Annotated in this window: 23 protein-coding genes; 12 read left to right on the forward strand and 11 right to left on the reverse strand. The window is 67.5% G+C overall.

Going from position 1 to position 26,367, the window contains the following annotated elements:
* Window positions 1–92: 92 nt before the first annotated feature.
* The 4 genes from AB1L88_RS00450 to AB1L88_RS00465 form a co-directional block, all read right to left on the reverse strand.
* The gene (locus tag AB1L88_RS00450) at window positions 93–1,523 is read right to left on the reverse strand and encodes a DUF1501 domain-containing protein (protein ID WP_367094655.1); all 1,431 of its coding nucleotides are present in this window, start codon (window positions 1,521–1,523) and stop codon (window positions 93–95) included.
* Between the two features lie 49 nt (window positions 1,524–1,572).
* Window positions 1,573–4,122, reverse strand: coding sequence for a DUF1549 domain-containing protein (locus tag AB1L88_RS00455; protein ID WP_367094656.1), 2,550 nt, complete (start codon window positions 4,120–4,122; stop codon window positions 1,573–1,575).
* 226 nt (window positions 4,123–4,348) lie between these two features.
* Window positions 4,349–4,690: a hypothetical protein gene (locus tag AB1L88_RS00460; protein WP_367094657.1), complete on the reverse strand. Its 342-nt coding sequence runs from the start codon at window positions 4,688–4,690 to the stop codon at window positions 4,349–4,351.
* Window positions 4,691–4,960: 270 nt separating this feature from the next.
* Complete coding sequence (locus tag AB1L88_RS00465; RefSeq protein WP_367094658.1) at window positions 4,961–6,016, reverse strand: DUF1559 domain-containing protein; 1,056 nt, start codon at window positions 6,014–6,016, stop codon at window positions 4,961–4,963.
* A gap of 520 nt (window positions 6,017–6,536) precedes the next feature.
* On the opposite strand from AB1L88_RS00465, the gene rbsD reads away from it, so the two are divergent.
* Entirely contained in the window at window positions 6,537–6,935 is a 399-nt protein-coding gene (rbsD, locus tag AB1L88_RS00470) for a D-ribose pyranase (RefSeq protein ID WP_367094659.1), read from the forward strand.
* A gap of 441 nt (window positions 6,936–7,376) precedes the next feature.
* Here the strand turns inward: rbsD and AB1L88_RS00475 are convergent, their stop codons facing one another.
* Window positions 7,377–8,048, reverse strand: a complete 672-nt coding sequence (locus AB1L88_RS00475) for a DUF1080 domain-containing protein (protein ID WP_367094660.1) — start codon at window positions 8,046–8,048, stop codon at window positions 7,377–7,379.
* A gap of 79 nt (window positions 8,049–8,127) precedes the next feature.
* Window positions 8,128–10,965, reverse strand: a complete 2,838-nt coding sequence (uvrA, locus tag AB1L88_RS00480; RefSeq protein WP_367094661.1) for an excinuclease ABC subunit UvrA — start codon at window positions 10,963–10,965, stop codon at window positions 8,128–8,130.
* Window positions 10,966–11,093: 128 nt separating this feature from the next.
* Between uvrA and AB1L88_RS00485 the strand changes: the two genes are divergently transcribed.
* The 9 genes from AB1L88_RS00485 to AB1L88_RS00525 all read left to right on the forward strand — a co-directional run bounded on the left by AB1L88_RS00485 (window position 11,094) and on the right by AB1L88_RS00525 (window position 16,162).
* The gene (locus AB1L88_RS00485; RefSeq protein WP_367094662.1) at window positions 11,094–11,375 is read left to right on the forward strand and encodes a MoaD/ThiS family protein; all 282 of its coding nucleotides are present in this window, start codon (window positions 11,094–11,096) and stop codon (window positions 11,373–11,375) included.
* 75 nt (window positions 11,376–11,450) lie between these two features.
* The gene (locus AB1L88_RS00490; RefSeq protein WP_367094663.1) at window positions 11,451–11,891 is read left to right on the forward strand and encodes a molybdenum cofactor biosynthesis protein MoaE; all 441 of its coding nucleotides are present in this window, start codon (window positions 11,451–11,453) and stop codon (window positions 11,889–11,891) included.
* An 81-nt stretch (window positions 11,892–11,972) separates the two neighbouring features.
* The gene (moaA, locus tag AB1L88_RS00495) at window positions 11,973–12,968 is read left to right on the forward strand and encodes a GTP 3',8-cyclase MoaA (RefSeq protein ID WP_367095040.1); all 996 of its coding nucleotides are present in this window, start codon (window positions 11,973–11,975) and stop codon (window positions 12,966–12,968) included.
* 18 nt (window positions 12,969–12,986) lie between these two features.
* Complete coding sequence (locus tag AB1L88_RS00500; RefSeq protein ID WP_367094664.1) at window positions 12,987–13,406, forward strand: hypothetical protein; 420 nt, start codon at window positions 12,987–12,989, stop codon at window positions 13,404–13,406.
* A 110-nt stretch (window positions 13,407–13,516) separates the two neighbouring features.
* Window positions 13,517–14,083, forward strand: a complete 567-nt coding sequence (locus tag AB1L88_RS00505) for a sugar O-acetyltransferase (RefSeq protein WP_367095041.1) — start codon at window positions 13,517–13,519, stop codon at window positions 14,081–14,083.
* 176 nt (window positions 14,084–14,259) lie between these two features.
* Window positions 14,260–14,682 (forward strand): YkgJ family cysteine cluster protein, encoded by a 423-nt coding sequence (locus tag AB1L88_RS00510; RefSeq protein ID WP_367094665.1) that lies wholly within the window; start codon window positions 14,260–14,262, stop codon window positions 14,680–14,682.
* Window positions 14,679–15,251 carry a hypothetical protein gene (locus tag AB1L88_RS00515; RefSeq protein ID WP_367094666.1) on the forward strand — a complete coding sequence of 191 codons (573 nt, stop codon included), beginning with the start codon at window positions 14,679–14,681 and terminating at the stop codon, window positions 15,249–15,251. Before AB1L88_RS00510 ends, AB1L88_RS00515 begins: the two co-directional genes overlap by 4 nt.
* Before the next feature lie 60 nt (window positions 15,252–15,311).
* Window positions 15,312–15,713, forward strand: a complete 402-nt coding sequence (locus tag AB1L88_RS00520) for an HU family DNA-binding protein (RefSeq protein ID WP_367094667.1) — start codon at window positions 15,312–15,314, stop codon at window positions 15,711–15,713.
* Between the two features lie 215 nt (window positions 15,714–15,928).
* Window positions 15,929–16,162 carry a hypothetical protein gene (locus tag AB1L88_RS00525; protein ID WP_152051901.1) on the forward strand — a complete coding sequence of 78 codons (234 nt, stop codon included), beginning with the start codon at window positions 15,929–15,931 and terminating at the stop codon, window positions 16,160–16,162.
* 150 nt (window positions 16,163–16,312) lie between these two features.
* On the opposite strand, the gene tal is transcribed toward AB1L88_RS00525, so the two are convergent.
* Entirely contained in the window at window positions 16,313–17,464 is a 1,152-nt protein-coding gene (tal, locus tag AB1L88_RS00530) for a transaldolase (RefSeq protein ID WP_367094668.1), read from the reverse strand.
* A gap of 123 nt (window positions 17,465–17,587) precedes the next feature.
* Window positions 17,588–18,838 carry a VCBS repeat-containing protein gene (locus AB1L88_RS00535; protein ID WP_367094669.1) on the reverse strand — a complete coding sequence of 417 codons (1,251 nt, stop codon included), beginning with the start codon at window positions 18,836–18,838 and terminating at the stop codon, window positions 17,588–17,590.
* A gap of 314 nt (window positions 18,839–19,152) precedes the next feature.
* Between AB1L88_RS00535 and AB1L88_RS00540 the strand changes: the two genes are divergently transcribed.
* Window positions 19,153–19,887 (forward strand): peptidase, encoded by a 735-nt coding sequence (locus AB1L88_RS00540; RefSeq protein WP_367094670.1) that lies wholly within the window; start codon window positions 19,153–19,155, stop codon window positions 19,885–19,887.
* Window positions 19,888–19,914: 27 nt separating this feature from the next.
* Here the strand turns inward: AB1L88_RS00540 and AB1L88_RS00545 are convergent, their stop codons facing one another.
* Complete coding sequence (locus AB1L88_RS00545; protein ID WP_367094671.1) at window positions 19,915–20,250, reverse strand: hypothetical protein; 336 nt, start codon at window positions 20,248–20,250, stop codon at window positions 19,915–19,917.
* 440 nt (window positions 20,251–20,690) lie between these two features.
* On the opposite strand from AB1L88_RS00545, the gene AB1L88_RS00550 reads away from it, so the two are divergent.
* Window positions 20,691–23,564 carry a hypothetical protein gene (locus AB1L88_RS00550; RefSeq protein WP_367094672.1) on the forward strand — a complete coding sequence of 958 codons (2,874 nt, stop codon included), beginning with the start codon at window positions 20,691–20,693 and terminating at the stop codon, window positions 23,562–23,564.
* 123 nt (window positions 23,565–23,687) lie between these two features.
* Here AB1L88_RS00550 and AB1L88_RS00555 read toward each other — a convergent pair whose 3' ends face one another.
* Both AB1L88_RS00555 and AB1L88_RS00560 read right to left on the reverse strand, forming a co-directional pair.
* Window positions 23,688–25,001 carry a Gfo/Idh/MocA family oxidoreductase gene (locus AB1L88_RS00555; protein WP_367094673.1) on the reverse strand — a complete coding sequence of 438 codons (1,314 nt, stop codon included), beginning with the start codon at window positions 24,999–25,001 and terminating at the stop codon, window positions 23,688–23,690.
* A gap of 119 nt (window positions 25,002–25,120) precedes the next feature.
* Window positions 25,121–26,161: a glycoside hydrolase family 5 protein gene (locus AB1L88_RS00560; RefSeq protein ID WP_367094674.1), complete on the reverse strand. Its 1,041-nt coding sequence runs from the start codon at window positions 26,159–26,161 to the stop codon at window positions 25,121–25,123.
* Between the last annotated feature and the right edge of the window lie 206 nt (window positions 26,162–26,367).

The raw sequence follows: 26,367 nt of genomic DNA on the forward strand, positions 1-26,367 counted from the left end.
GTCTTGCCGTTGCGTTCGGAGAATCGGGCCACGCGTCGCCCCGCATCGAGCTCGGGGCGACGACGTCCCGCCGATTCTGAGGGGAGGGCGGCTCAGCCGATCAGGTCGAGCACCGGTTTGCCGAGGCCGTCCTGGGTGACGTAGAACGGGCGTTCCTCGGTCAGGATGCCGTATCGGGGAGAGATGCCGAGCAGGTGGCAGATGGTGGCGTGGAGGTCGGTCACGGTGACGGGAGGGGTGATCGAGGTGTACGGCTTCTCGTCGGAGGTCTCGCCGTGCACATACCCCTGCTTGGCGCCGCCGCCGAAGAGCAGGACCGACCCGGCGCCGGTGAAGTGCCGGTGGTGGCCGAAGTGGGCCAGTTCATTGATAATGTTCGGCTGATCGACCTGATTCGGCACGAGCTTGTCGGCCTTCCCCTCCACCAGGACCGATCGGCTGAACTCGCTGGCCAGGACGATGAGGGTCCCGTCGAGCAACCCGCGTGCTTCCAGGTCGAGCACGAGCTGGGCGATGGGGGCGTCGATCTGCTGCTTCATCTCGGCGGCCCGGGTGTGGCCGTTGTCGTGCGTGTCCCAGTTGAGGAAGGGGATATACTCGCTGGTGACCTCGACGTAACGGGCCCCGACCTCGACCAGTCGGCGGGCGAGCAGGCATCCCAGCCCGAAGCGGCCGGTATTATAAGTGTCATACGAGGCTGGGTCTTCGGTCGAGAGGTCGAACGCCCGTGAGGCCTCGGAATTGAGCAGGCGGTCGGCGTTCTCGAGCGATCGCAGGAGCGACTCCTTCTGCTCGTCGGAGCCGAAGGAGTTGACCGGGCTGGCGGCCAGCAGCTTCTGATACGCGGCGTATCGGTTGCGGAAGCGTTCCTCGGTCATCCCTGCGGGCGGGCGGACGCTGGCGACCGCGTCGGTCGGGTTGGGGACGCGGAAGGGGCCGAACTCGGTGCCGAGCACGCCTCCCGTCTGGAAGGCCTTCAGCTCCTCGGCCTCGCCGTTGCCCTCGTAACGCTGGCCGATGTCGATGTACGCCGGGACGGCCGGGTTCTGCGGGCCGAGGGCATGGGCGATCCAGGCCCCGAGGTGGGGCGCCGCCACGCTGACCGGGGGCTCGTAGCCGGTGTGCCAGTGGAACTGGTGCCTGGAGTGCAGGATCGCGCCCAGGTCTGCCGCGATGTGCGTCCGGATCAAGGTGCCGCGATCCATGACCCGGCCGATCCGCTCCAGGCCGGCGCTGAGGGAGAGGCCGTCGACGACCGTCGGCACGCTGGGGAAGGTGCTCTCGACGTCGTCGGCCTTCATGCCGGGGCGGAAGGGCGTGTGGCGCTTCGGGTCGAACGTCTCGGCATGGGCCATGCCGCCGCCCATCCAGAGCACGATGACCGCGTCGGCCTTCGCCTGGCGGCGGGCCGTCTCCAGTTCCTCCTGGCCGAGCAGCGATCCGGGGCGCTGGGCGGCCAGGGAGGCGAGGGTTGCGGCACTGGCCGTTTTCAGGAAGTCGCGTCGGGAACGGTCGGCTGCCATGATCGAATACCCCAGCGTCTGGATTCCAAAAGGGGGGGAGGCGTCGGGATCAGGGGATCAGTTGGAATTCCGGCAACATCAGGATGGCCCAGAGCAGGTCTTCCACCCCTTCGGGCGAGGGAGTCGGCCCGAGGAGCTGCCGGGCGATCCCCTCCTCCTCGGCCGTCGGCGTCCGACCGAACGATCGGCGGAACAGATCCAGGACGATGGCGTCCGGGTCGCCTTCGAGGCGGTCGAAGACGGCCTGTGCGCCTTCGGCGAGTCGGTTCGCGAGGGTCTCCCCATTGGTCATTTCGAGGGCCTGGATCGTCGAGGCGAGCGAGTCGCGACGCGTCACGACCTGCTCGCGGTTGGGACGGCCGAGGGCGGTCAGGAGTGGGTCATTGAAGGTCAGGACGGCCCGAATGGGTTCGTTTCGTTCGGGAGTCGTCTCCAGGAGCGTGGCCGAGAGGTCGATCCCCGGGTAGGTCCGAGGCGCCAGGGGAAGGACGACGGCATGCTTCCAGGAGGAGTCGTCGAAACCGGGCCGGGTCCAGTCGCCGTCGTCGGAAGGCGACCAGAGCCAGGATTCGTCCGAGCCGAAGGACCAGGCCATCTCCGAGCCGTTGAGGCCGCCGACCCAGGCGAGGAAGGCCGCCGGGTTGGGACCGGTCGCCTTGCGGACGCCTCGGCCGCGCCCGGGGTCGGGCCAGTTGGTGGCCTCGGCGGCGATCACGTTCTCTCCCCGGCGGAGGAGATGGCCGATGTCGGCGGCGACCGGACGGCTCCAGTCGTCTCCCCGGGCGACGCGCTGCCCATTGACGTAGAGGACCAGCTCGTTGTCGCAGGTGCCGGCGATCAGGGCACGCTCGGGAAGCTCATCGAGCCGGATGACTTTCCGGAGGAAGATCGTGCCGCCGGGGTCGTTCAGGTGCCGGTCGTGATGCCAGATCCAGCTCGCCGTGACGGGTGGGGCGACCGGTTCTGCGACGGCCTCCGCCCCCTCGGCCCGGGCGATCGCGGCGCGGACGGCCTGGAGCTGTCCCCCCTGGCCGCGGCCATCGACCTTGAGCATCTCGCCGGAGGCCTCCGGCCACTCGCCGGTGACGGTCGAGAAGGCGTCGAGGAATTCCTCGGCGGTCATCCGCTTGACCGACGGGCCCTGGAACGTCGAGGGTCCTCCGGCCTCCGGCTCGCCCGAGCGTTCGGCGGCGGCGAGTTGGTAGGCCCGGGAGCTGGCGATGACGGCCATCGTATGCTTCAGGTCGTGGCCGTGTCGGACGAAGTCCGAGGCCAGCCAGTCGAGGAGATCCTGGCTCCAGGGTTCCTGGTCGAGGTCGTCGAGCGGTTCGACAAGTCCCCGGCCCATCAGGTGGGCCCAGAGGCGATTGACGACCGTCCGGGCGAAGCGGCCGTTCTCGGGCATGATCAGCAAGTCGGCCAGCCGCTCCATCCGGTCGCTTCGGGGGGCGTTCGGGTCGATCGTCCCCAGTTCCGGGTAGATGAAGCCCGGCCCGGCGATCTGGCCGATCGGCCGGTCGCAGCGGTGGATCTCCAGCGACTCCTCGGCGAAGACGGCGGCCAGGGCATAGGCTTCTTCGAGTTTCCAGTGGTTGACGAAGCTGTCGTGACAGCTCGCGCACTTGAGATTCGTGCCCAGGAAGACCTGAGAGACGTTCTGGGCCGCCTGCACCGGGGGGGCCTGGCTCGCATTGACCACCCCTCGCCAGATGATCCCCTTGGTGAACCCTTCGGAGCCCGGGACCGGGCTGACGAGCTGGTGGGCGAACTGGTCGTAGGGGAGGTTCTCGTAGAGGGCCCGGTAGAGCCATTCGGTGATGGTCGATCGCCCGTCGTCGATGAAGCCGGTCCCGCGGTATTCGTTGCGGAGGACGTCGTTCCAGAAGGTCAGCCAGTGGTCGGCGTAGGCGCGACGATCGTCGAGCAGCCGCTCGACCAGCCGCTCCCGCTTGTCGGGGAGCGTGTCCTGCTCGAAGGCGTCCAGGGCTTCCGGGTCGGGAAGGAGGCCTACCAGGTCGAGCGACACCCGTCGCATGAAGGTCCGGTCGGGGACCGGCGTCCAGTCGATCGACGATCCCCGTTCGGCCAGGTGCTGGGCGATGAAGCGGTCGATGGGGTGGTCCGACGCGACCGCCTCGGAGGCAGGGGGGACTTCGGGCGATCGCGGGGCGAGCGAGGCGCGCCGGAAGCCGAAATCGACCCCCTCGGGCCAGGGAAGGCCATGCTCGATCCAGTCGCGGAGCAGGGTGACTTCCTCGGCCGAGAGGGGTTCGTCGTTGGCGGGCATCCGGTCGAGCTCGTCCTCGGAGGTGACCCGAAAAATCAGCTCGCTGTTCTCCGGGTCGCCCGGGATGGCGGCCGGGCCGCCCTCGCCTCCCCGGAGGATCGCCTCGCGATTCTCCATGGAGAAGCCGCCCCGGTACTTGCCCTGCCCGTGGCACTTGAGGCACTTCTGCTCGATGATCGGGCGAATGGTGGCCGAGAATCGGCCGTCCGCGGGGTGTGCGTGGCCCTCCTGGGCATGAACGGGGCGGGCGTCGGGAAGCCCCAGGGCGAGGCTCACGAGCAGGCAATGGCCAATGCGGAGAGAGTGCTTCACCGTCGTACCTCAAGTCTCAGTACGCAGCCCGCGGGCGAGGGGTCCGGGGAGTGGATTCGAGACGCCTCGGCAAGGTCCGTATGACCAGGACATTGTACCGAATCGGGGGCGTCTCGTCCGGATGAACGTCGGCCGGAGTGGCGGGGCGATGGGTGACTTCCTCGAATCATCCAGGAGCTTGCCGGGCGAAGAGGCGGGAGGCCAGTAGGTCATCCCGGCCGGATGTTCACTCGAGGTCGAAGTCGAAGGTGTTGCCGCCCCGCTCCACCGTGCGGGTGAGCCCGGACGTGGTGGGGCTCTGATACTTCGGGGGCAGCTTCGAGGTCAGCTCCAGGGGTTCTCCGGGCAGTGCGGTGTTCATGGCGTTGGGGTCGATGTCGGAGACGACGATCTGATATTCCCCGAGCTCGGCGCCGTCGGACGGTTCTCGGGTCTGGAGCTCATAACTCCCCCCCGGGCCGATGGTGCCGTTGGCATTCGGGCGGGCCGGATCGGTCGAGATGAATGAGATCGTCCCCGATTCCAGGGGCTGCCCCTGATAGGTGACCGTGCCGGAAACCCGTGCCATTTCCGGGCCGCTGCTCCCGCATCCCGAGAGCAGGGGCATCAGGAGGGCGAGGAAGGACGCAAGAGTGGCAACATGCCGTCGCAGTCGCTGTCCGAACATGAACGCGCGCACGAGCAAACACCTCCCAGAAGAGTGACGAAACCACCCCGGCCCCGACAGGCACGGGACCAGGGCGGGCCTTGCCAGATGACGCGAGGCAGGACAGGCCCGGAGGCATGCTGCCCTGCGCCCGCTTGATTGTGGCCTCACACGCAAAGACGACGCTCAAGATCAGTAGGCATCGGCCGAGATGATTTCTCCCTGCCGGCGGGTGCTCAAGGCCTGGTAGATATTGAAATTGATCGTGTCCTTGATGAACTTCACCGAGCCGTCGGCCATGGCGAAGTTCGCGCCGCCGGGGTGGTAGCTCCGGAAGCTGATCTGCCGGGTCCAGTTGTCGACTTGCGGCCAGGCGCCGTTGGCGCCGACCTGGCGGTAGTTGAGCGGCACGGCGGTCGAGCCGACCGACTGGTTGGCGTGGACCCAGGAATTCCATCGGGTGACGCGGCGGATCTGCTCGCCGGCGAGGAAGGTGTTCGAGGTGCCGTCGCGGACGCTTTCGATCCCGACATTCGACCCCCAGGCCCAGAAGATGCCGCTGCCGGCGGTGCCCCCGTTCTGCTGCTGCTGGTCGGAGAGGCGGTTGTGGCCCAGCTGGGGCAGTCGGCACAGGCGGCCGGTGTCGGAGCAGAGGATGAGCTGGCCGTTCCGGGAGTCACCCAGGCTGCCCGAGCAGGCCAGGCAGTTGTCCCCCATGTTGCCGACGTAGGAGGTCCCCGCGGCCGGGGAGTTCCAGATCTCGTCGGCGTTGGTCGTGTCGATGTTCTCGCTGTCGTCGCTGGGGCAGATCAAGGAGTTGATCACGGTGGTCCGGACCGTGGAGTTCTGCTGGCCCAGGTAGATCGGATTCCAGCGCCAGCCGCCGCCGAGGTTCTCGCCCCACATGATGCTGAAATTGACGGCGTTGTAGATCGATTGCTGTTCCATTTGTGGGAGCAGCAACACGAGCCAGCTCGAGTTGTTCCAGGCGAGGCCGGTCGAAGGGCCGAAGACCGGGTGCAAGTACATGCCGGTTGGGAACTTGCCAACCTGGTCATGATAGTTGTGCGCCGCCAGGGCGAGCTGCTTCAGGTTGTTGGTGCACTGGGCCCGGCGGGCCGCTTCTCGGGCGGATTGGACCGCCGGCAAGAGCAGGGCGATCAGGACGCCGATGATGGCGATGACGACCAGGAGTTCGATGAGGGTGAAGCCGCCCGAACTCGAACGCTTGCGAAACCCACTGACCATGGTCGGTTCCCTTCCTCTGCTGTGGGAAGGCCCCCAGGAGGATTGATCAGACGGGTGGGTCGACCGACATCCCGTCGGATCAGGACGCAATTCGTCGAAGCGATGTCGCGTTCCCACGATCACCGAACGAACAACGAACCCCCCTAGGCCTCTCACAAGATACGAGAGATAGGATATGTGTTTGAAGTGCCTGAATTTCGACCCAATGGAAATTAAACAACAAGCCGAGGCGGAACGCAAGGCGCGTGAGCGTGTTTTCGGTTGCCCGGTCGGCGCGTCGCGTGGCAAGCGTTTCCGGCACGATGCGACGGTGTTTCGTCATCCCCGGTCGGTGGCGGATCCCCGTCGGGCGGTCGATGGGTTGGCGGGGGGATTCGACCCGGATCGGCGGCGGGTCGAGGATGGAGAAATGGGCCGAAACTCGTTAGACTCGAACGGACCTTGAACGTCATTTTCCTGCGCTCGCGCCCCCCCGGCGTGCAGTGGCTGCGTCGTGCGAAGAGACGAGGAATCGAGACCGATGAAGAAGCGCGGCATCCTCAATCCGGCGATCTGCTCGTTACTGGCCGAGCTGGGCCATCTGGACGAGCTGCTCATCGTCGACGCCGGATACCCGCTGCCGCCGGATGGGCATGTCATCGACCTGACGCTGACCCCCGGCATCCCCCGGTTCCTCGACGTCCTCAAGGCGATCGCCGATGAGCTGGTGATCGAGGCCGTGACCGTGCCGTCGGAGATCCACGACTACAGCCCCGAGATGTATCAGCAGATCCTGAACGTCCTGGGAAGCGACATCGACGTCGATGAGGAGCCGCACCACGAGTTCAAGGAGAAAGGGCTCGAGGCCAAGGGGATCATCCGGACCGGAGAATTCACCCCCTACGCCAGCACGCGGGTCCTCTGCGGCAGCCCCTTCTGACGGTCGGATCGAGGCATGGCCGTCCCCGGAATCGACCAGCCTCTCGGGCCGTTGTTCGGCGTGCTGTCGAACTCTTTGCCGAGCGATTTGAGACGCGAGGGGGCTGATCGGGTCGGTCATTCCGACGGACGAGGCCTTTTTGCAACGCGGGTCGAATCGACTGTCGCAGCGATCAACGGATTTCGGTGTCTCCTGTATGGGTCGGTTGCTGCTAGCGCCCTGACCCATACCCCGATCGGAGCGGCTGTTGCTAGCACCCCGCTCCATTTGATCGATCGATTCGCACACGACACACCCCCGGTCCGATCGGGACGACCGGCCGGGGTGTGCCCGTGTGTGTGCCTGCCTGATGAACCTTCAGGGGCGCAAGGTCCTTCTACGTCGACCCGTCAGACTGCGAAGAACGCCGGATGTCGATCCCGGGCGGATCGACTCTCGTGTTTAGAGTGATTTCAACAACACGCGGCGGAACTCGATCCGGTAGCCCTCCGCCTCGAGACCGACATGGCCGTTGCGAACCTCGCAGGCATCCCACTCCGAGGTGACGGCCCCGTTGACCCAGAGGGCGATCCGGGGGCCGTCGAAGCTGATTTCGTAGACATTCCACTCGCCGGCGGGTTTGACCCGCTGTTCGGTCATGTCGTCTCGGGTCGAGACGCGTTGCACCTGACCATCCACGAGCGTTTGCGCGAACAGATAGCCGCCGGACGCGCCGCCGGTCTGGGCCTGGTGCCAGAGGCTACCGTCCTCGGAATTGCGGACGTAGACGCCGGAGTTGTAGCGGTCTGGCCCTTCCGTGACGGGGACGAAACGCCACTCCACGTGGAAGACGCCGTCGGTGGTCGGCCGGTCCCATCGGAGCCACTCGTGCCCCCTGTCTCCGGTGCAGACGAGCATGCCGGTGTCCGGGTCGAGCACCCACTGGGTCTCGGGGTCGAGGTCCCCCTCGGGAGGGATGGGCAGGCGGGTCCAGCCCTTCAACTCGGGTCCGGCCTCGGCGAGCAAATCAGTCCAGCCCTCCGGATCGTCCTCCAGCGCGCTCGGGGTTTCCTGAGGCAGCGACGAGAGGAGGGCCAGGATCGAGCCGAGGGTCAACGGGACGAGAATGGTCATCGAGCGGTCCCCGGGAGGTCAAAGGGAGGGATGGGTTGACGCCAGGAGGGCCCCGGTCGCGACTCGGCGGTCGAGCCGGTCAGAGGGATCGGCTCGTATGGCCGATCCCGGCCGCGGCGACGTCCTGGGGGGGGCTCATGGCGACGACGGTGCCCCCATTCTCTCCGGCATCGGGCCCGAGGTCGATGAGCCAGTCCGCGGCGCGGAGGACCTCGGGGTTGTGCTCGATCACGACCACGGTGTTCCCCAGGTCGGCCAGGCGGTTGAGGAGCCGGAGCAGGTTCGCCACGTCGGCGAAGTGCAGCCCCGTGGTCGGCTCGTCCAGGAGATAGAGCGTCCGGCCCGTGGCGACCCGGCCCAGCTCGGCGGCGAGCTTCACCCGCTGGGCCTCGCCGCCCGAAAGGGTGGTGCTCGACTGGCCCAGCGTGACGTAGCCCAGGCCGGCCTCGTGCAGGGAATCCAACCCTCGGGCGACCCGGGGGACGTTGTCGAACAGGTCGCGTGCCTCATCGACGCGCATGAGCAGGACCTCGCCGATCGATTCTCCTTTGTATCGGCATGCGAGCGTCGCCCGATCGAAGCGGAGCCCGCGGCAAGCCTCGCAGGGGATGTCGAGATCGGGCAGGAAGGTCATCTCGACGCGGCGCACCCCCTGGCCGTCGCACACCCCGCAGCGCCCTCCCTTGACGTTGAAGCTGAACCGGCCGGGTCCGTAGCCGCGCACGCGGGCCTCCCGGGTGGTCGCATAGACCCGGCGAATGTCGTCGAACAGGCCGGTATAGGTGGCCGGGGTCGATCGCGGGGTGCGGCCGATCGGCGACTGGTCGATGACGATGAGCTTGTCAACGTGTTCAAGCCCGGTGATCGCTCGATGGGCTCCGGGTTTGGGGCCGGCCTGTTCCAGGGCCCTGCGCGCCGCGTTCGCGAGGATCTCCAGCACGAGCGTGCTTTTCCCCGAACCGCTGACCCCCGAGACGCAGGTCAAGGTTCCCGTCGGGATCTCGACATCAATCGACTTCAGGTTGTGTTCGGTGGCCCCCAGGATGGTGATCGACCCGGGGCTCCGGGAGAGCCGTTCCCCGGACGATGGGGCGGGGGAGCCGCCCCCGACGAGATAGGGCAGCGTGACCGACGCGCCCGGCTCGGATTCGACCAGGGCATCGGGCGGTCCCTGGGCGACGATCGTGCCCCCTTCGGGTCCGGCCCCGGGGCCGAGGTCGAGCAGCCAGTCGGCGGCCCGGATCATCGACTCGTCGTGCTCGACGACGAGGACCGTGTTGCCCCGGTCGCGGAGGTCAACGAGGCTCTGGATCAGGCGCTCGGTGTCCCTCGGGTGGAGTCCGGCGGTCGGCTCGTCGAGCACGTAACAGACCCCGACCAGGCCCGAGCCGATCTGCGTGGCCAACCGAACGCGCTGCAACTCGCCCCCCGAGAGCGTGTCGGCCGGTCGGTCGAGGGTCAGGTAATCGAGCCCGACCCGCTCCAGGAACGTCAAGCGGCCGACCACTTCGGCAATCAACGGGGGCCCGACGCGATCCAGAGGCGGCTCGAACCGAAGCGTCTGGAGCAAGTCTCGACACCGGCCTGCCGTCAGGGCGGTGAGGACGTGGATCGGGGTTCCGTCGAGCGTGACGGCGCGTGCCTCGGGCCGGAGGCGGGCCCCCCGGCAGGCGGGGCAGGGGAGGTCGGATCGGAAGGCGTTCAGCGCGTCGCGTCGCCGCTCGTTGACCGCCTCGTACACGGCCTGCAATTCGGCGAGGATGCCGGGGAAGGGCGGTTTCCCCTTGCCGGTCGGGCCTCCTTCGAGGAAGGCGCGGAGCGCGCGAGCGGGCCAGGAGGCGAGGGGCGTCTCGTCGGTCAACGCATGGTGGTTCAGGAATGCGATGAGGCGATCGTCCGCCTGGACCTCGGCCCGGGATTTCGGCGGCAAGGCATTCCAGGCGGCGACGGCCCCCTGGGCGAGGGATCGTTCTCGGTCCGGGAGGACCAGCTCCGGATCGAACGCCGAGACGACGCCGAGGCCGTCGCACGAGGGGCACGCGCCGTAAGGGCTGTTGAAGCTGAAGGTCCGGGGCTCGATCTCGGGCAAGCCCAGGTCGCAGCGGGGACAGGCGAGGCGGGTGCTCAGGGAGCGATCGAGCCATGAGCCGTCGTCCTGCTGGATCATGAGGATGAGCGAGCCATCGCCGAGCGAGAGGGCCAGGTCGACGCTGTCGGCCAGGCGGGCCCGGATCCCCTCGCGGACGACCAGGCGATCGACCACGGCCTCGATGTCGTGCGTCTTCGTCTTGGCGAGCTTCGGCGGCTCGTCGGTCAGCTCGATCGTCTCGCCGTCGACGCGAGCCCGGATCAGGCCGGCCCGGCGGATGGCCCGGAAGGCGTCGAGATGCTGCCCCTTGCGGCCTCGGACGATGGGGGCGAGCACGATCACCTTGCGCCCGTCTCCCAGGCCGAGCGCCGAGCCGACCATCTGCTCGGCCGTCTGCGATCGGATCGGCTCGCCGCAGTCCGGGCAGTGGGGCGTCCCGGCCCGGGCGTAGAGCAGGCGGAGGTAGTCGTGGATCTCGGTGATGGTGGCGACGGTGCTCCGGGGGCTGGCGGCGCCGGATTTCTGGTCGATGGCGACCGTCGGCGGCAGGCCGTCGATGAGGTCGACCTCGGGCGGTTCGAGCTGTTCGAGGAACTGCCGGGCATAGGCCGAGAGCCCTTCGATGTAGCGGCGCTGCCCCTCGGCGTGCAGGGTGTCGAAGGCCAGCGAGCTCTTGCCCGATCCCGAGACGCCGGTCAGGACGACGAGCCGGTCGCGGGGCAGGTCGACGTCGAGGTCTCGGAGATTGTGGACCCGCGCCCCTCGGACCAGAATGGCAAGTTCCGTGTCGATCTCGGCCCGCTCCGTCCCCCCGCTCCGCTGCATCATCCGTCCGCGACTCCCGAAGGGCGATTGAACCTGACCCGGAATCGGTTCAGACTAGCCATCCGGGAATCGGGGCGGCAAGAGATCGCCCGAGCCGACCTTTCGCCGATCGCAATGCCGGAGCCGACCCCGTGACCGTGACGATCCGCCTCTTCGCCGTCGCCCGACAGCGGGTCGGAGCCCCCGAGATTCGCGTCGATCTGCCCGAGCCGGCCACCGTCGGGGACCTGAGGCGGGCCGCGGGCGAGCAGTACCCGGAGCTGGCGTTGCTGTTGCCCGCCATGATGGTGGCGGTCGAGAACGAGTATGTCGGCGACGCCGTTGCGGTCGCCGAGGGGAGCGAGATCGCCCTGATTCCCCCGGTGAGCGGGGGCTCGGCAGCGTTTGCAACCCCGCCGGCGGGGACGCAATGATCGAGCATCCGGTTTCGGATTTGATTTCCGGTCCCTGTCTTCCCGACTGGCCCCTTGCCCACGCCGTGACGACCCATGATCGCCATTACTGACCAGCCGATTGACCATGCCGCCGTGACCGACCGGGTCCGATCGACCCGAGCCGGGGCCGTCTGTACCTTCCTGGGGACGACCCGCGAATTCACCGGAGGTCGGACGACGAACCACCTCGACTACGAGGCCTATCCCGGGATGGCCGAGCGGACGCTCGAAGATCTGGAAGCCCAGGCCAGGCAGCGCTGGGACCTGATCGAGGTGGCGGTCGTGCATCGGGTCGGCCGCGTCGAACTGGGGGAGATCAGCGTGGTGGTCGCCGTCAGCTCGCCGCATCGCGTCGCCGCGTTCGAGGCCTGCCAGTGGCTGATGGATACAATCAAGCAGGTCGTGCCGATCTGGAAGAAAGAGATCTGGGCCGACGGCACCGAGGAGTGGGTCCATCCGGGCCTCGGCCCCGAATCCGGCCAGGCCGGTCCGTGAATTCTCGGCACGGATCAGGTAAGCTCGATTCAATCGAAGCACGACGTGAAAGACCGCGACCCGAACCGCGAGCTCGACGCCATGGCAACCGATCGGCTCATCGACCGCTTCGGACGGCTCCACAACAACCTCCGCATCAGCGTCACCGACCGCTGCAACATCCGCTGCACCTACTGCATGCCCGAGCAGGTGCAGTTCCTCCCGCGGGCGGACCTGCTGAGCTTCGAGGAGATCGAGCGCTTCGTCCGGGTCGCGACGACGCTGGGCATCACCAAGCTCCGCCTGACCGGCGGCGAGCCGCTCGTGCGGCGGGACCTGCCGGTCCTGATCGAGAAGTTGGCCCGGATTCCCGGCATTGTGGATGTGGGCCTGACCACCAACGGCATCCTCCTCGGGCCGATGGCCCGGACCCTGCACGGCGCGGGCCTGAGGCGGATCAACGTCAGCCTCGACACGATGGACCCCGAGCGCTTCCAGCGGCTGACCCGTCGCCCCGGATTCGAGAAGGTGATCGAAGGGATCCTCGCCGCCAGGGAGGCCGGGTTCGACCCGGTGAAGGTCAACGCCGTGGCGATCAAGGGGGAGACGGACGAGGATGTCGTCCCGCTCGCCCGATTTGCGCGTGAACACGGCCTGGAACTCCGATTCATCGAGTACATGCCCCTCGACGCCGGCAACGCCTGGGAGCGGGGCAAGGTGCTCTATGCGTCCGAGATCCTGGAGTTGCTTGCGAAGGAGATCGGCCCCCTCGCACCCGCCCCCGATCAGGACCCGAGGGCCCCGGCGGTCGATTACGATTACGCCGATGGCGGAGGCCGGGTCGGCCTGATCGCCTCGGTCAGCCGCCCGTTCTGCGGCAGTTGCAACCGCGTGCGGATCACGGCCGACGGGAAGCTCCGCAACTGCCTGTTCGCCCTCGACGAGACCGACATCCGCGCCTTGATTCGCGGCGGGGCCTCGGACCTCGACCTGGCCGTCGCCCTGCGAGACAGCGTGGCCGCCAAGTGGGAAGGACATCAGATCAATGCGGCGAACTTCATCAAGCCGGAGCGCCTGATGCACTCGATCGGCGGATGACCGCCCGGGGGTGTTGTGATGAGGCGTCGGCTCGCGAGGATTCGACGAAGGCCGATCTCCCTGGCGATCGCGGTCGTGGGGACCTTCGTCGCGGCCGGTCTTCTCACTTCAAGTAACCGGGGAGGTCGGACCGGCGCAGACCTGTTGCTCCTGGTCGGGTACGGCCTGTTCCTCGCCTGGTTCGGAACGGGAATTGCACTGGCTGCGAGGCTTCCCGCGTTTCGCCTCTACCTGGCGTCGGCGCTACTCCCGGTGGTGGGCCTCGTGATCTTCGGCCTGGGATGGCTCATCAGCCCGGAGGGGATGTTCCGGGCCTGGTCCCTGGTCGGGGGTCTGTTGCTCCTTATTCTGGGAATCAGTGCCGTCATCGGGTTCGTGACCGCGAGCATCGGTTGGTGCCACGGGTTCCGCGGCGATTGTCTCAGGCGGTCGCGATGACGATGGCCGGGGCGGCAATCACGCTTCCCGGCAACGATCGCAGATCGAGATGTGTCCCCTTCCTGGACTGGAGGAGATCCTTGGAATCGAACCGGACCGAACGCGAGAAGATGCTCGCAGGCGAACTGTATCTCGGTTTCGATCCTGACCTTGTGGCGGCTCGGAAGCAGGCCAGGGTCCTGATGGCCGCATACAACAGCTCAGGGCCGTTTGAGGAGGAGAGGCGAGGGGAACTCCTCCGACAGTTGATCGGGAAGGTGGGGGCCGGGGTCTGGGTCGAGCCGCCCTTCTCCTGCGACTACGGGGAGTTCATCGAATTCGGCGACGGCGTGTACCTGAACTTCCACTGCATCTTCCTCGACTGCAACTGGATCCGGGTCGGCGACCGGACGATGTTCGGGCCTGCGGTCCAGGTGTATACCGCGACACACCCGGTCCTGGCGGCCGAGCGGCGCAAGGGGCCGGAGATGGCGTATCCGGTGACGATCGGCAGCGATGTCTGGGTCGGCGGCGGGGCCATCATCTGCCCGGGAGTCACGATCGGGGACGGTTCGACGATCGGCGCGGGCAGCGTCGTGACGAAGGACATCCCCCCGAACGTCCTGGCGGCGGGCAATCCGTGCCGGGTGATCCGGGGACTTCCCGCTGAGGGCGTCAGGGGTGATTCGCCGTCGTGACGGGAATCGAGATCGTCGATCGGGCAACCTGGGAAAGAGACCGCCGCACGCAAACTGCTCCGAATTGACGACTTGTGATGATCGGACTTGAGCCGGGACCGCGCGATTGATATGCTCGGATCGCTGAACGTTCCGCCCGAGAACGCCTCCTCGACGCGCACCATCCCGGCCCGACCATGAACTCCGAAACCGGCGCACCCTGGTATCGAGACGGCCTGCGGTTCACCTGCACCCAGTGCGGCAACTGCTGTACGGGGGCACCGGGCTACGTCTGGGTGAATGTCGAAGAACTTCAACGCCTGGCCGACCATGTCGGGCTCTCGCCCGAGCAGTTCGGGCAGGAGTACGTCCGCCGGGTTGGCCGCCGCTACAGCCTGGTCGAGCGGCCGAATGGCGACTGCATCTTCTGGGATCGTGCCGGCGGCTGCACGGTCTACGAGGCTCGGCCGATCCAGTGCCGGACCTGGCCCTTCTGGTCCGAGAATCTCGAAACCCCCCAGGATTGGGAGGAGGTCCGGCGGACCTGTCCCGGATCCGGAAAGGGGCAATGGTTCAGCGTCGAGGAGATCGAGGCCGCCGCGTCGCGGACGGCCTCATGAGCCATCACGAGCAATCGTGCGACGAATCAACCCCGATGATCGACCCCGACCTCGTCCGGGGGCCTCTCCAGCAGCTTTATGCCGAACTCGACTCGGAGGTCGCCCGGCTCGGGCCGGTCTGCGAGCTGAGCGGTCGGTGCTGCCGGTTCCAGGAGTATGATCACACGCTCTTCGTGTCTGAAGCCGAGGCGGCGGTCCTGATCTCCGACGCCCCTCCGCCGGCTCGCCCGCTCGATGCGGGGGAGACCTGCCCCTGGCAGGATGGACACGGCCGTTGCGGCGCCCGGGCCGCTCGGCCGCTGGGCTGTCGCGTTTACTTTTGCGACCCGAAGTTCGACGGCCAGGCGGGGCCGCTGACCGAGCGCTATCTGGCTCGGATCCGGCGCCTGGTCGACGGGCTCGGCCTGCCCTGGAATTATGCAAGGATGCATACGCACCTCCACGCCGCCGTGGCCTCGGGACGACTGCGCGTCGAGCGCGCGGATCGTGGGCCTGCCGAGGCGGAGCCTGACCGCCCTGATGCGGTTCCCGTCTGGGAAGCGCTTGACATTAGTCCAAGTGACCAATAAAGTTGAGCCGAACGTCCCCCTTGGGGTCGGGCCGAGCTGCTCCCGCTGGAGACCGCCATCGTGACGAAGAAAGAGATCGTGAAGAAGATCTCCGAGGAGATCGGGCTGACGCAGCTCAAGACCAAAGACATCGTCCAGCGGACACTGGACGAGATCATCAAGACCTTGGTCGAGGAGGGTCGGATCGAGCTTCGCAACTTCGGCGTCTTCGAGGTCAAGCGACGCGCCCCGCGCAAGGCGCGCAACCCCCGGACCGGCGACAAGGTTTCCGTCCCGGCCAAGAATGTCGTGACCTTCAAGCCGGGCAAGGAAATGGAAGAACTGGTCCGCAAGATGGACCCTTCGAAACTTCCGCTGGAGAAAGACGACGGAGATTCCGATTTTGAAGGTGACGGGTCCGTCGATCCGGGTTCGAAACCCCCTCGGGTGCATTCATCCGCCGGGGCCGACGCGAAGCGCTGAGCGGTTCGCGGCGATCGGGCCGGGTCGGGACGGACAGGACGCCCATCGGGCGGTGGGCGTGCGTCGCGATGGGCGAGACCGGCTCCAGCCGGGTCGCGTCCCGATTTCGGAACGCCCCCACCGGACCGGCTCGGCTGTTGCCACGCGGTAGCAGCCGGGTGCAGGAGGATCGCCCCGGTCCGGTCGATCCCGAACGGAGGCGGGAGGTATCTCTCATGCGGAAACCGTATTTGGCCCTGGCCCTGCTGGGGGCGGTCCTCGTCACGAGCGAGGGTTGTGCGCCCGTCCCCCTGCCGCGCTACGCGGCCTATCCGCCCAGGCGAGTCGAGCAATTGCTCGTCGACTCGGAAAACCTGCGGCAAATCGGCGATGAGTGGGAACGGTTCTGGTTCCTTGACCAGCCGTCGCACATGACGCCCTTCCGGACGCACGGTGGCCTCGGTCCCTGATCGCAATGGGATCGGGTCCACCTCGGATTCGCTGTCGCACACGACGACGGCCGGCACACCTCCCAGTTCCCTGGGGGGTGGGTCGGCCGTTTCGTATGCGCCATGCGAGGGGTGATGGCCGGGTGCTTCGGCCGCGACCCTGCGATCGGGTCAGCGGGCGAATTGCTCGCGCTTCGCCCGGACGGCGGCGTAAAGGTCGTCGAAGGACTGGGCGAATTTCTCGACGCCGTCCTTCAGCAGGAAGTCGGTCACGTCGTTCAGGCCGATTCCGGCCTCGGCCAGTTGCGCGACGATGCCCTGGGCATCGGCCATCGCGGCCGTCAGCGTGGGCTGCTCGACGACGCGGCCGTGATCGCGGAAGGCGTTGTACGTCTCGGGGGGCATGGTGCTGACGGTGTCCGGGCCGATCAGCTCGTCGATGTAGAGCGTGTCCGGGTAGCTCGGGTTCTTGGTGCCGACCGAGGCCCAGAGCAGCCGCTGGACGCGGGCCCCCCTGGCGGCCAGGGCGTCCCACTCCGGCCCGGAGAAAATCCGCTCGTAGACGGCGAAGGCGTTCTTCGCGTTGGCGATGGCAGCCTTGCCCTTGAGCGATTCGAGCTGGGCCTTGCGGCCCTCGTCCGATTCCTTCGCGATCAGGGCATCGAGCCGCTTGTCGACCTCGGTATCGATCCGAGACACGAAGAAGCTGGCGACCGAGGCGATGTGATCGACCGGCTGGCCCGCGTCGACCCGGCGCTTCAGGGCGCGGACGTACGCCTGAGCCACCGCCTCATACGCCTCGACGCTGAACAGCAGGGTGACGTTGATATTGAGGCCCGCCGCCAGCGAGTCCTCAACAGCCGGGACGCATTCGGGGGTCCCGGGGATCTTGATCATCGCGTTCGGCCGGTCGAGCCGCTGCCAGTAATGCCCGGCCTCCTCGGTCGTCTTCTCGCGTTCGTGGGCCAGCAGCGGCGAGACCTCGAGGCTGACGTAGCCGTCCAGGCCGTCGGTGCGGTCGTAGACCGGGCGGAACAGGTCGAGCGCGCCCTGGATGTCGGCGACGACCAGATCCTGGTAAATCGTGTCGACGTCCGCCCCTTCGGAGACCAGGCGCCGGGTGTCGTCGTCGTAGTCGGCGCTGTGGCCGATGGCCTTTTCGAAGATCGTCGGGTTCGAGGTGGCCCCTTGCAGGCCGTCCTCTTCGATCAGGCGGGCGAGCTCCCCCTGGCGGACGAACGCGCGGCTCATGAAATCGATCCAGACGCTTTGCTTCTGGGCCTGGAGCTTTGATAAGGGGGACGAGGCAGAGGCGGTTGCCATGATCGGAACACTCCCGGTCGCGAAATTCCATCGAAGATCAGTTCCTCGGATCACCCCCCACGATACCGTAAGAGGCGACCCGAGGCGAAGGCCGGACGCGTCGAATTCGGCCGGGTTGCCGCGTCAGGGCGTCCGCGGATTTTCGAGCCAGTAGAGGCCGCTCTTGCCGGGGCAGAGCAGGTCGAGGTCGCCGTCGTCGTCGAGGTCGACGGCCATCATCTGCAAGCCGGTCCCGGCGGTGCCCCGGGGGAAATCGTTCAAGGCGTTCCGATCGCCGGCCCGGTCGGGGGGAGGGGCGTCGGTGGCCGGCTCGCCCTGATAGAGGAGCGATCGGGTCCACTGGCCCGCGTCCCGGTCGAAGCGATAGGAGGCGATGATCGGCGCATCGGTGTCGCCCGGCTCCACTTCGTGGCCGTAGATGCGGGTGCCGGTGACCAGGTGATTCCCCCGGCCGCTGCCGTCGAGGTCGGCCCAGAGCAGGGTGTGGGCCTGGTGGATCGTGTCGTCGATGAACATCGGCTCGGACCAGCCGCGGCGTCCCTCGGCGTCCTGCTGCTGCTTGATCCAGTAGAGGCCGTAGTTGTGCCCCATCCCGTAGATCACGTCGGAGAGCCCGTCGCCATCGACGTCCTTCGCGAGGATCTGGATGCCGGTGGCCATGTCGTTCGGGCGATCGGCGTGGCCGCCGAGCAAGGACCATTCGCCGTGGAAGGTCCAGGACTCGCTCAGGGGATCTTCCGGGGATTCGAACCAGCCTTTCGGCGTGAGGATGTCGACCCGCCCGTCGCCGTTCACGTCGCCGGAGCCGACCCCGTGCCCGGCCTGCTCGGTCCCCAGCTCGACCTTCGTCCACGAGGCGTTCGGGCCCGGATCGTCGAGCCGGTAGAAGACCACCACGTTGACCGGGTTCGGCAGGACTTCGGGCTGGCCGTCGCCGGTCAGGTCGACCATCCAGGCGGCCTCGCTCGGCCCCGGCAGGTCGATCTCGTGATAGGTCCAGGGCGCACCGGCCTCGCCGGGGTTCTCGACCCACCCCACGTCGCGCCCGAAATAGGAGCAGGTGACGTAATCCATCCGGCCGTCGCCGTTCACATCGACCGGCAGGGTCGCGAAACAGTTGAAGTAGGTGCCTTGCTGGGTGACGTCGCGGACCTTGTACGAGGCCTGGAAATCCGGCCCCTTGTACCAGGTCTCGCCGCAAACGACGTCGAGCGTCCCGTCACCATCGACATCGAACGCCCCGGCCGCCTCGAACGGGCTGCGGTCGTTGATCGTGTGCTTCGTCCACGCCGTCGCGTCGATCGTGCTGGAGAGGTTCGGAGAACCGACCAGCAGCGCCGCGAACATCGCCGCCTGAGAAATCAGAGCTGTCATGTGCGGAGTCCTCTCGGGTTGGTCAACGCGCTCGATCTTAACGGCTCGCCCGGCGGATTGCATCGATCGAATCGAACGCGTCGAGCGTTTGTTTCTCCCCGGCCGGCAACTCCCGGGCGGATCCGGACCCTCTGCCCGGCCGCCCTGGCTTGCGAAGCCTGGCGGCCCCGTGGTATTCAGGTTCGCGGGAGCGGCGCGAGTTCAAGGGCGCGGCGCGAGACCTTGACGGGCGGCGGTCGAGAGGCCTGTCGACGCCCGTCGGGGGGCATTCCGAGGCGATTGAATCAGCCGAGACGGCGGAGGGGACGGCGCGGATGACGTACTGCCTGGGGATTATCACGAAGGACGGTTTCGTCGTCGCGTCGGACTCGCGGACCAACGCCGGGTACGACCAGGTGAACGTCTGCAAGAAAATGCACGCGTTCGAGACGCCCGGCCAGCGCGTGTTCGTGCTGATGACGAGCGGGAGCCTGTCCTGCAGCCAGTCGATGGTGGCCTTGCTCCGGCAGGATTTCGAGCAGGGGGGCGGGCTCGCCTCGTGCGAGACGATGTACGACGCCGCTCGGGTGGTCGGCGAGAAGGTCCGCCGCGTGGCCGAGCTGGATCGCGAGGCCCTGGAACAGAGTTCCTACCGGTTCAACGTCCATACCGTGCTCGCCGGGCAGATTCGGGGCCAGCCGCACGACCTGTACCTGATCTATCCCCAGGGCAATCCGCTCCGCGCCTCGGAGGAATCGCCCTACCTGCAGATCGGCGAGTGTAAATATGGACGGCCGATCCTCGATCGAGGGGTGCGATACGAGCGGACCACGCTCGACGACGCGGCGCTCTACGCCCTGATCTCGCTCGATTCGACGATGCGATCCAACGTGACCGTCGGCCCGCCGATCGACCTCGTGCTCTACTCGCGAGACGACCTCGAAATCCGCCGCCGTCGTCGCTTCGCCGAGCGAGACCCGGACCTGGCGGCCATCCACGACCAGTGGGAGCAGGCCTTGCAGCAGGCGGTCCAGGCGTTGCCGGGCATCCGGTTCGAATCCGAATCGTGAGCATCGTCGGCCGGGCGGAGGGGGCACTCACGCCCCCTCGTCGTCCTCGTCCTCGGTCTCGTGGACTTCCCAGTCCAGGGCGTCGGCGGCCCGTCCCAGCAGGTCGAGGGCGTTCGAGGGGTCAGGGCCGTCGATTTCGGCGTGCAGGGCGACCAGGGTCGAGCCCTCCATCACCGCCAGCAGGCGGGTCCCGATCGGGTCGAGGACGATCCAGAGTTCCTCCGGATCCCTGCGATCGATCACGGGAGGGTCCCCGAGCTGTTCGAGCTGAGCGTTCCAGTCGTCGACCGATCGGGCCGGGGCATTCCAGGCGGGAATCAAGAGACGCTCGATCACGGGATTGGTCTCGTGGGTCAGGGGCATCGGGACGAGGTGCCCCAGCTTACGCGATCCTCGTACAGGAGTCTCGGGCATCCGGGCGGGGCCAAACCGGATTTCGACCCGCCGTGGACGTTCGCGGATGGCCCCGGGGTCGTCGGTCCCGGAGAACGAGGGCTTCGCCTGGGGTGGGTGTGTGCGAGCGACGAGGCGGTGGTGCCGACCTCGTTGAATTGCGGTGAAACAGATTGAATTGATGAGAATTCTCAATCAACATTGAGACGGGTTCTGGTCGATGCTTCGGGTGCGACGTTTCAAAAAGTGGTCAAACGGCCTCGCGCATTGAGACCAGAGTCGTGTCGTCGGCCCGGCGCGTTCGTTTTCCCCGCCGGGCGAATCGACGGCATGGCGGCCCTGGAATCCTTCCGGACGTGTGGCGGTGCTCGCCTTTCTCCGCCCGTCTCGCCTGATTCGGGAATATCTTGATGAATGCCTTGCCGACCGGCCCGGGCCTGGTTCGCGAACGGTTCAGCAGCCGCAGGGATCGCCCGCGCCCTCGCCCTCGCCCTCGGACGCAACTCCGACCCGCGCTGCAAACGCTGGAAGGGCGTACGCTGCTCGACGGCTCCATCGATCTCGGCTTCGGTCGGCCCGACCTCCCCGGCCGGGGGACGGCGGCGATCGCCGACCTCGCCGAGATCAGGGACATGGCCGTGGATGCCGGACGCGGCTCGGTGCTGGTGGGCACGGTCAGTCGAGGGGGGAACGATGACTTCGTCGTCCTCCGGTTCGCGTCGGACGGCCAGCTCGACACCGGCTTCGGCACGGCGGGGATGACCGTCATCCCCTTCGACCTCGGCTCGAACGCAAGCGATCGGGCTCAGGGGGTCGCGGTTCAGGCGGATGGCAAGATCCTGGTGGTCGGGGCCGTCGAGCAATCCGGCGGTCAGCGTGACTTCGGGATCGCGCGACTGCTTGCCGATGGGCGGCTCGATCCCCACTTCGGGAGGGGCGGCCGGGTGGTCGTCGGCTTCGACCGGGGTTCGACCGTGATCGAGCAGGACGAGGTCGCCCGGGATGTCGTCGTGCAGCCCGACGGCAGGATCCTGGTCGTGGGGTCGGTCGACGACGTGGGAGACAAGAACGATTTCGGACTGGTCCGGCTCCACCCCGATGGGAGCCTCGACGCGAGCTTCGCCGAGGGGGGCCGGGCCGTCGTCGCGTTCGATCTCGGTCCGTCGGTCGAGCAGCAGGATGATGACGCGACCGGTGTGGCGATCCTGCCCGATGGCCGGATCGTGGTCACCGGTTCGGTCGCGACCGCGGCGCGGCACCGCGACTTCGGGTTCGCCCGACTGCACCCGGATGGTCGTCTCGATCCCTCGTTCGGCCAGGGCGGCCGGGTGGCCCTCGGGTTCGACCTCGGGACCACCGCCGATCGCCGGCACGACGACCCGGCCGCCCTCGTCCTCCAGCCGGACGGCAAGGTCGTGGCGGCCGGGACCGTCCTCCGAGACGACGGGCAGAGCGATTTCGGCATCGTCAGGCTCAATGCCAACGGGACGCCGGATCAGGGGTTCGGCCAGGACGGCCGTGTCCGGGTCGACGTGGGGACCGGGGCGCGTGACATCGCCGTCGCGTTGGCCAGGCAGGGGGATGGGCGTCTCCTCGTCTCGGGAGAGGTCCAGAGTGCCGAGGGAGATGCAGACTTCGGGGTGATTCAACTGAGTTCCACGGGGCAACTCGTCGGCACCTTCGGCGAGCACGGCCGCGTCTTGATCCCCTTCGATCTCGGACCCCGGCCCTTCAACTCGGATCGGGCTCGAGGTGCCGCCCTGGACGGCCAGGGGGCGCTGCTGGTGGCCGGCCAGGTAGACGACGGGCAGGGCGGGCTCCTCTCCGGAATCTCCCGGATTTTCGTGGACCGGATGCCGACCACCATCGTCCGGGTCGGCCCGGTGGTGCCGAACGCCAATCGGGTCCCGGTCGCCTCGGTCGAGGTCCAGTTCAGTGAGCCGATCGTGCCGGGGAGCTTCCAGGTCTCGGCGCTCCGCCTGCTCCGAGACGGCCAGTATGTGCCGCTCGGCCCGGGAGTCAGCCTGACGACCGTCCCGCAGTCGCCGACGATCTACCGGATCGACGGCCTCGCGGACGCGACCGCCCTGTCGGGGTCCTACGAGCTGTGGGTGGATGCCGGCGGCGTGCGAGACCTGGCCGGGAACCAGGGGGTCGGCACGGCCTCGACCCCCTTCTCCGTCCGCCGCAGCGCGGTCCCGGCCGATTACGACGGGGACGGGAAGACCGATGTCTCGACCTATACCGTCATCGGCGGGGTGGGACGCTTCGAGATCTGGCGGTCGTCTGACCAGTCGTTCCGGGTCGAGGAACTGGGAGCGACGGGGGATTTCCCCGTCGACGCGGACTTCGATGGGGACGGGATCGTCGACCCGGCCGTCTTCGGTTACGACCCGTCGCGTGGTTATGCACGGTTCCTCTATCGCCGATCGACCGATGGGGCGACCCGGTCGGTTCCCTTCGGCGGCCCGTTCGACTTCCCCGTGCCCGGCGACTTCGACGGCGACGGCTTCACCGATCTCGCCGTCTATGGATTCAGCCCGAACGAAGGATTGAGCCGATTCGGAGTGATCCTGTCGGCCTCGGGCCAGGCCTTCAGCCGACCCTTCGGCGGCCCGTTCGACTTCCCGGTGCCCGGCGACTTCGACGGCGACTGGCGGACCGACCTCGCCGTGTATGGATACAGTCCAGCCGACGGATTCAGCCGCTTCGCCATCCTCCCCTCGGGCCAGAATGACCCGACGTTCTCCCAGGCGTTGGGCGCCTATCCGGTCCCGTTCGGGGGCCGGGACGACTCTCCCGTGATCGGCGATTTCGACGGCGATGGCCGCGCCGACCCTGCCGTCTACGGCTACAGCCCTCGGAACGATTACTCGAGGTTCGGGATACTCTTCAGCACCGGTCGCCCCACCGTGACCTTTCCCTTCGGGGGAGCGGGGGACGTGCCCGTTGCCGGCGACTTCGACGGGGACGGGCGGACCGACCTGGCGGTGGCCGGCTTCAGTCCCGACAACGGGTTTCACCGCTTCGGAATCCTCCCGTCGGGGGGAGCACCGGCGAGGACGATCCGCTTCGGCGGCCCTGGGGCAATCGGCTTGCCTGCCTTCCCCGGTTTGTTCCCCCTCTCGGGACGTGCCGCGACCCTGGCGTCAACGGCCTCGGACGGCAGCCTCGCCGCCGAACTGGATGAGGTGCCCCGGGCCCCTGATTGGTGGACGCGGTGGGCTTCGTCTCGCCATCGCAACCGCCTCCGATGGCTCGGGGGGATCGAGCGATCGGGTTGAGGCGGGGAGGGCACCCGGCGAGGCTGCCGGGCGCCGACAGGGTGAAGCGGCCCCGAGCCTCCGACGCGATCAAGGGCTCGGGGGGAGCTGGTTTGCGGCGCGAGCTGCCCGGGCGTGGCCTGCTCAGACCTCCGGCAATGCCCAGGGCTTGCGGTACTCCTCCCGGAAGAGGTAGCCGTTGGCGTCGTCGGAGTTGGTGAAACGTTCGGCGTCGCTGTCCCAGGTCAGGGCCTCCTGGGTCCGGAGGGCGATGTTGCCGAGGTGGCCGACCGCGGACAGCTCGTGGCCGTAGCGGAAGTTGCACGAGCAGAGCTCGCGGGACTTGATCTTGTTGAGCCACTCGCGATGGTGCCCCGGCGATCGCGGCAGGGTCGGCTCGGGCTCGACGATCTCCTCGCCGGGATTCGGGATGATGACGTAATCGTTGTAGTGTCCGTGCAGTGTCCCCTTGGTCCCCACGAATTCGATGCCGGAGGATCGGCCCCGGAATCCGTGCGGTGCGCTCGTCTGGAGGCTCCAGATGAGCTGCCAGTCGGCCGGGAACCGGTAGGCGACTTCGAGCGTGTCGGGGGTCTGGCCGTTGTCGTCGAGCGCGTAGCGGCCTCCGCTGGCGACGATGAATTCGGGGGCCGTGGCCTTCATGCCCCAGAGGACCGGGTCGACCAGGTGGCAGACGAAGTCGGAGAGGAACCCGCCGCCGTAATCCCAGAAGAAGCGCCAGTTGAAGGTGAACCGGTTCGGGTTGAACGGCCGATCGGGGGCCGGTCCGAGCCACATCTCGTAATCGCAGCCGGCCGGGGGCGTGCCGTTCTCCGGATTCCCGAGGAAGTCGCTCTTCCCGTCGCGGACCATCCAGACGCGGGCCTTGGTGATCTTGCCGAGGCAGCCGGACTGCACGATCTCGGCGATCCGGTGGTAGTTGTCGGTCGCGTGGATCAGGTTGCCCATCTGGGTGACGCGATCGTGCTTCTCCGACGCCTGGGCCACGCGGCTCCCCTCGCCGATCGACCAGGCGAGCGGCTTCTCGCAATAGACGTCCTTCCCGGCCTGGCAGGCGAGGATGCTCGGGATGGCGTGCCAGTGGTCGGGCGTGGCGATGACGACCGCGTCGATGTCCTGGCGGTCGATCACGCGGCGGAAGTCGTCGTAAACGTCCGGGTTCGCGCCGGAGGTGGAGACGGCCTCGAGCGCGTGCGGCTCGTAGACGTCGCAGACGGCGGCGATCCGGACGTCGTCGAAACGCCTGAACGTGTTGATCAGGCCGCGGCCCATGCCGCCGGTGCCGATGAACCCGAGCGTGATCTGCTCGTTCGGCCCGGGGTTTTGGGGCCTCGGGTGCGGCCCGGGGGCCGCTCCCAGGGACGTGCCGGCGGCGAGGGCACCGCCGGCCAGGGCCGTGGAAGCGAGGAAATTGCGACGCGAGATCGGATCGGTCATGGGAGTCCTCCTGGGATGAAGCTGCCCTCATAATCCCGCGCGAATCCGCCCGGGGAAACCCGCAACCGCCTCGATCTTCGAGCGAGTGATTGCCGGGTGAGACTGCTGATGCGATGGGATCACGGGCGATTCCGAGGCCCGGTCGCGGGAACCAGTGCCCGGAGTAATCCCGACCGCCACTGCCCTCGCTCGCGATCGAACGCGCCGAAGCCCGAGCCGAATTCCCAGTAGGCCCACGAGAAGCCTCGCTGCTCCGCCTGCCTGGCGATGAACGCGGTCCATTGGACGCGAGAATTCAGGTCGGCCCGAGAGTAGGCGCCGAACTCGCCGAGATAGATCGGTCGGTCGTGCTCCTTCGCCCACCCGGCCACCTGGTCGAAGGCGGTCGTGACGTCTGCCCGTTCCGAGTCCGAACCCCCCCAGGTGGTCCCGAGCCACGGATCGGAGTTCTCGACCCATTCCGCCCCTTGATGCGTGAACTGGAAGGGGTCGTAGTAATGGAAGGTGACGATGATCCGGCGGTCGTCCCCGGGCAATTGCAATGTGTCGAGGGCTCGGTAATTGTTCCAGCTCGCCGGCCCGACGATGACGATCCGATCGGGGTTTGATGATCGGATCACCCCGAGCGCCTCGACGAGCAGGGTGTTCCACCGGGCGTCGTCGAGGTTGCCGTGAGGTTCGTTGAGGATCTCGAAGACGACCGAAGGGGGGAGGCTTCGATACCGCTCGGCGACCTGCTCCCAGAGGCCCAGGAACCGCGTCCGCTCGGCCTCCGGCGCCTCGTAAAGCTCCTCGTAGTGGTGGAAATTGATCACCATCTGCAACCCGCGGGACGTCGCCTGGCGAATCGCCCAGTCGACGCGACCGAAGAACTCGGGGTCGATGGTGTAGGGGGCCTCGCGCATCGCGTGGTTCGACCAGCGGATCGGCAGGCGCACCGAGTCGAATCCGGCCTCGGCGATCGCGTCGAAATACGAGGCTTCCAGGACCATCCCCCACTCGCCCTCGTTGGGGGCTTCGAGCGCATTGCCGAGGTTGATGCCGCGACCCAATCGGCGATTCTGCTCAACCGCGGGATCCTGGGCCCGGGCCGGATGGGCGGCGACGACGGTCGCCGTGGCCGAGCAAATGATGATGACCAGTTGCGGGAATCGAGTCATGGGCGAAGGCTCCCTTGGGGTCCGACCCCTCGGTTTCGGGGTCTGGGGGTTGGGACGGGCATTGTCTCATGCAATTTGAGGGGAGAGAAGTCGTCAGGAGCGGCGTCCCCCGGCCTTGTCAGGGGGTCGAGGGCGTGCTATGGTGCCCTCCACAATAGGTCAGGGCTTCCTCGATCGGGGACCTTGTCCGGTTCGAATTCGTCTCG

Source organism: Tautonia sp. JC769, from assembly GCF_040717455.1.
Taxonomy (GTDB): Bacteria; Planctomycetota; Planctomycetia; order Isosphaerales; family Isosphaeraceae; genus Tautonia.

Coding starts and splice junctions, on each gene's coding strand:
- AB1L88_RS00510 (WP_367094665.1), top strand. CDS start 14,260: ATGAACTCCGAAACCGGCGCACCCTGGTATCGAGACGGCCTGCGGTTC.
- AB1L88_RS00460 (WP_367094657.1), bottom strand. CDS start 4,690: ATGGCACGGGTTTCCGGCACGGTCACCTATCAGGGGCAGCCCCTGGAA.
- AB1L88_RS00490 (WP_367094663.1), top strand. CDS start 11,451: ATGATCGCCATTACTGACCAGCCGATTGACCATGCCGCCGTGACCGAC.
- AB1L88_RS00465 (WP_367094658.1), bottom strand. CDS start 6,016: ATGGTCAGTGGGTTTCGCAAGCGTTCGAGTTCGGGCGGCTTCACCCTC.
- AB1L88_RS00555 (WP_367094673.1), bottom strand. CDS start 25,001: ATGACCGATCCGATCTCGCGTCGCAATTTCCTCGCTTCCACGGCCCTG.
- tal (WP_367094668.1), bottom strand. CDS start 17,464: ATGGCAACCGCCTCTGCCTCGTCCCCCTTATCAAAGCTCCAGGCCCAG.
- rbsD (WP_367094659.1), top strand. CDS start 6,537: ATGAAGAAGCGCGGCATCCTCAATCCGGCGATCTGCTCGTTACTGGCC.
- AB1L88_RS00550 (WP_367094672.1), top strand. CDS start 20,691: ATGAATGCCTTGCCGACCGGCCCGGGCCTGGTTCGCGAACGGTTCAGC.
- AB1L88_RS00515 (WP_367094666.1), top strand. CDS start 14,679: ATGAGCCATCACGAGCAATCGTGCGACGAATCAACCCCGATGATCGAC.
- AB1L88_RS00450 (WP_367094655.1), bottom strand. CDS start 1,523: ATGGCAGCCGACCGTTCCCGACGCGACTTCCTGAAAACGGCCAGTGCC.
- uvrA (WP_367094661.1), bottom strand. CDS start 10,965: ATGATGCAGCGGAGCGGGGGGACGGAGCGGGCCGAGATCGACACGGAA.
- AB1L88_RS00475 (WP_367094660.1), bottom strand. CDS start 8,048: ATGACCATTCTCGTCCCGTTGACCCTCGGCTCGATCCTGGCCCTCCTC.
- AB1L88_RS00560 (WP_367094674.1), bottom strand. CDS start 26,161: ATGACTCGATTCCCGCAACTGGTCATCATCATTTGCTCGGCCACGGCG.
- moaA (WP_367095040.1), top strand. CDS start 11,973: ATGGCAACCGATCGGCTCATCGACCGCTTCGGACGGCTCCACAACAAC.
- AB1L88_RS00540 (WP_367094670.1), top strand. CDS start 19,153: ATGACGTACTGCCTGGGGATTATCACGAAGGACGGTTTCGTCGTCGCG.
- AB1L88_RS00545 (WP_367094671.1), bottom strand. CDS start 20,250: ATGCCCCTGACCCACGAGACCAATCCCGTGATCGAGCGTCTCTTGATT.
- AB1L88_RS00535 (WP_367094669.1), bottom strand. CDS start 18,838: ATGACAGCTCTGATTTCTCAGGCGGCGATGTTCGCGGCGCTGCTGGTC.
- AB1L88_RS00500 (WP_367094664.1), top strand. CDS start 12,987: ATGAGGCGTCGGCTCGCGAGGATTCGACGAAGGCCGATCTCCCTGGCG.
- AB1L88_RS00505 (WP_367095041.1), top strand. CDS start 13,517: ATGCTCGCAGGCGAACTGTATCTCGGTTTCGATCCTGACCTTGTGGCG.
- AB1L88_RS00525 (WP_152051901.1), top strand. CDS start 15,929: ATGCGGAAACCGTATTTGGCCCTGGCCCTGCTGGGGGCGGTCCTCGTC.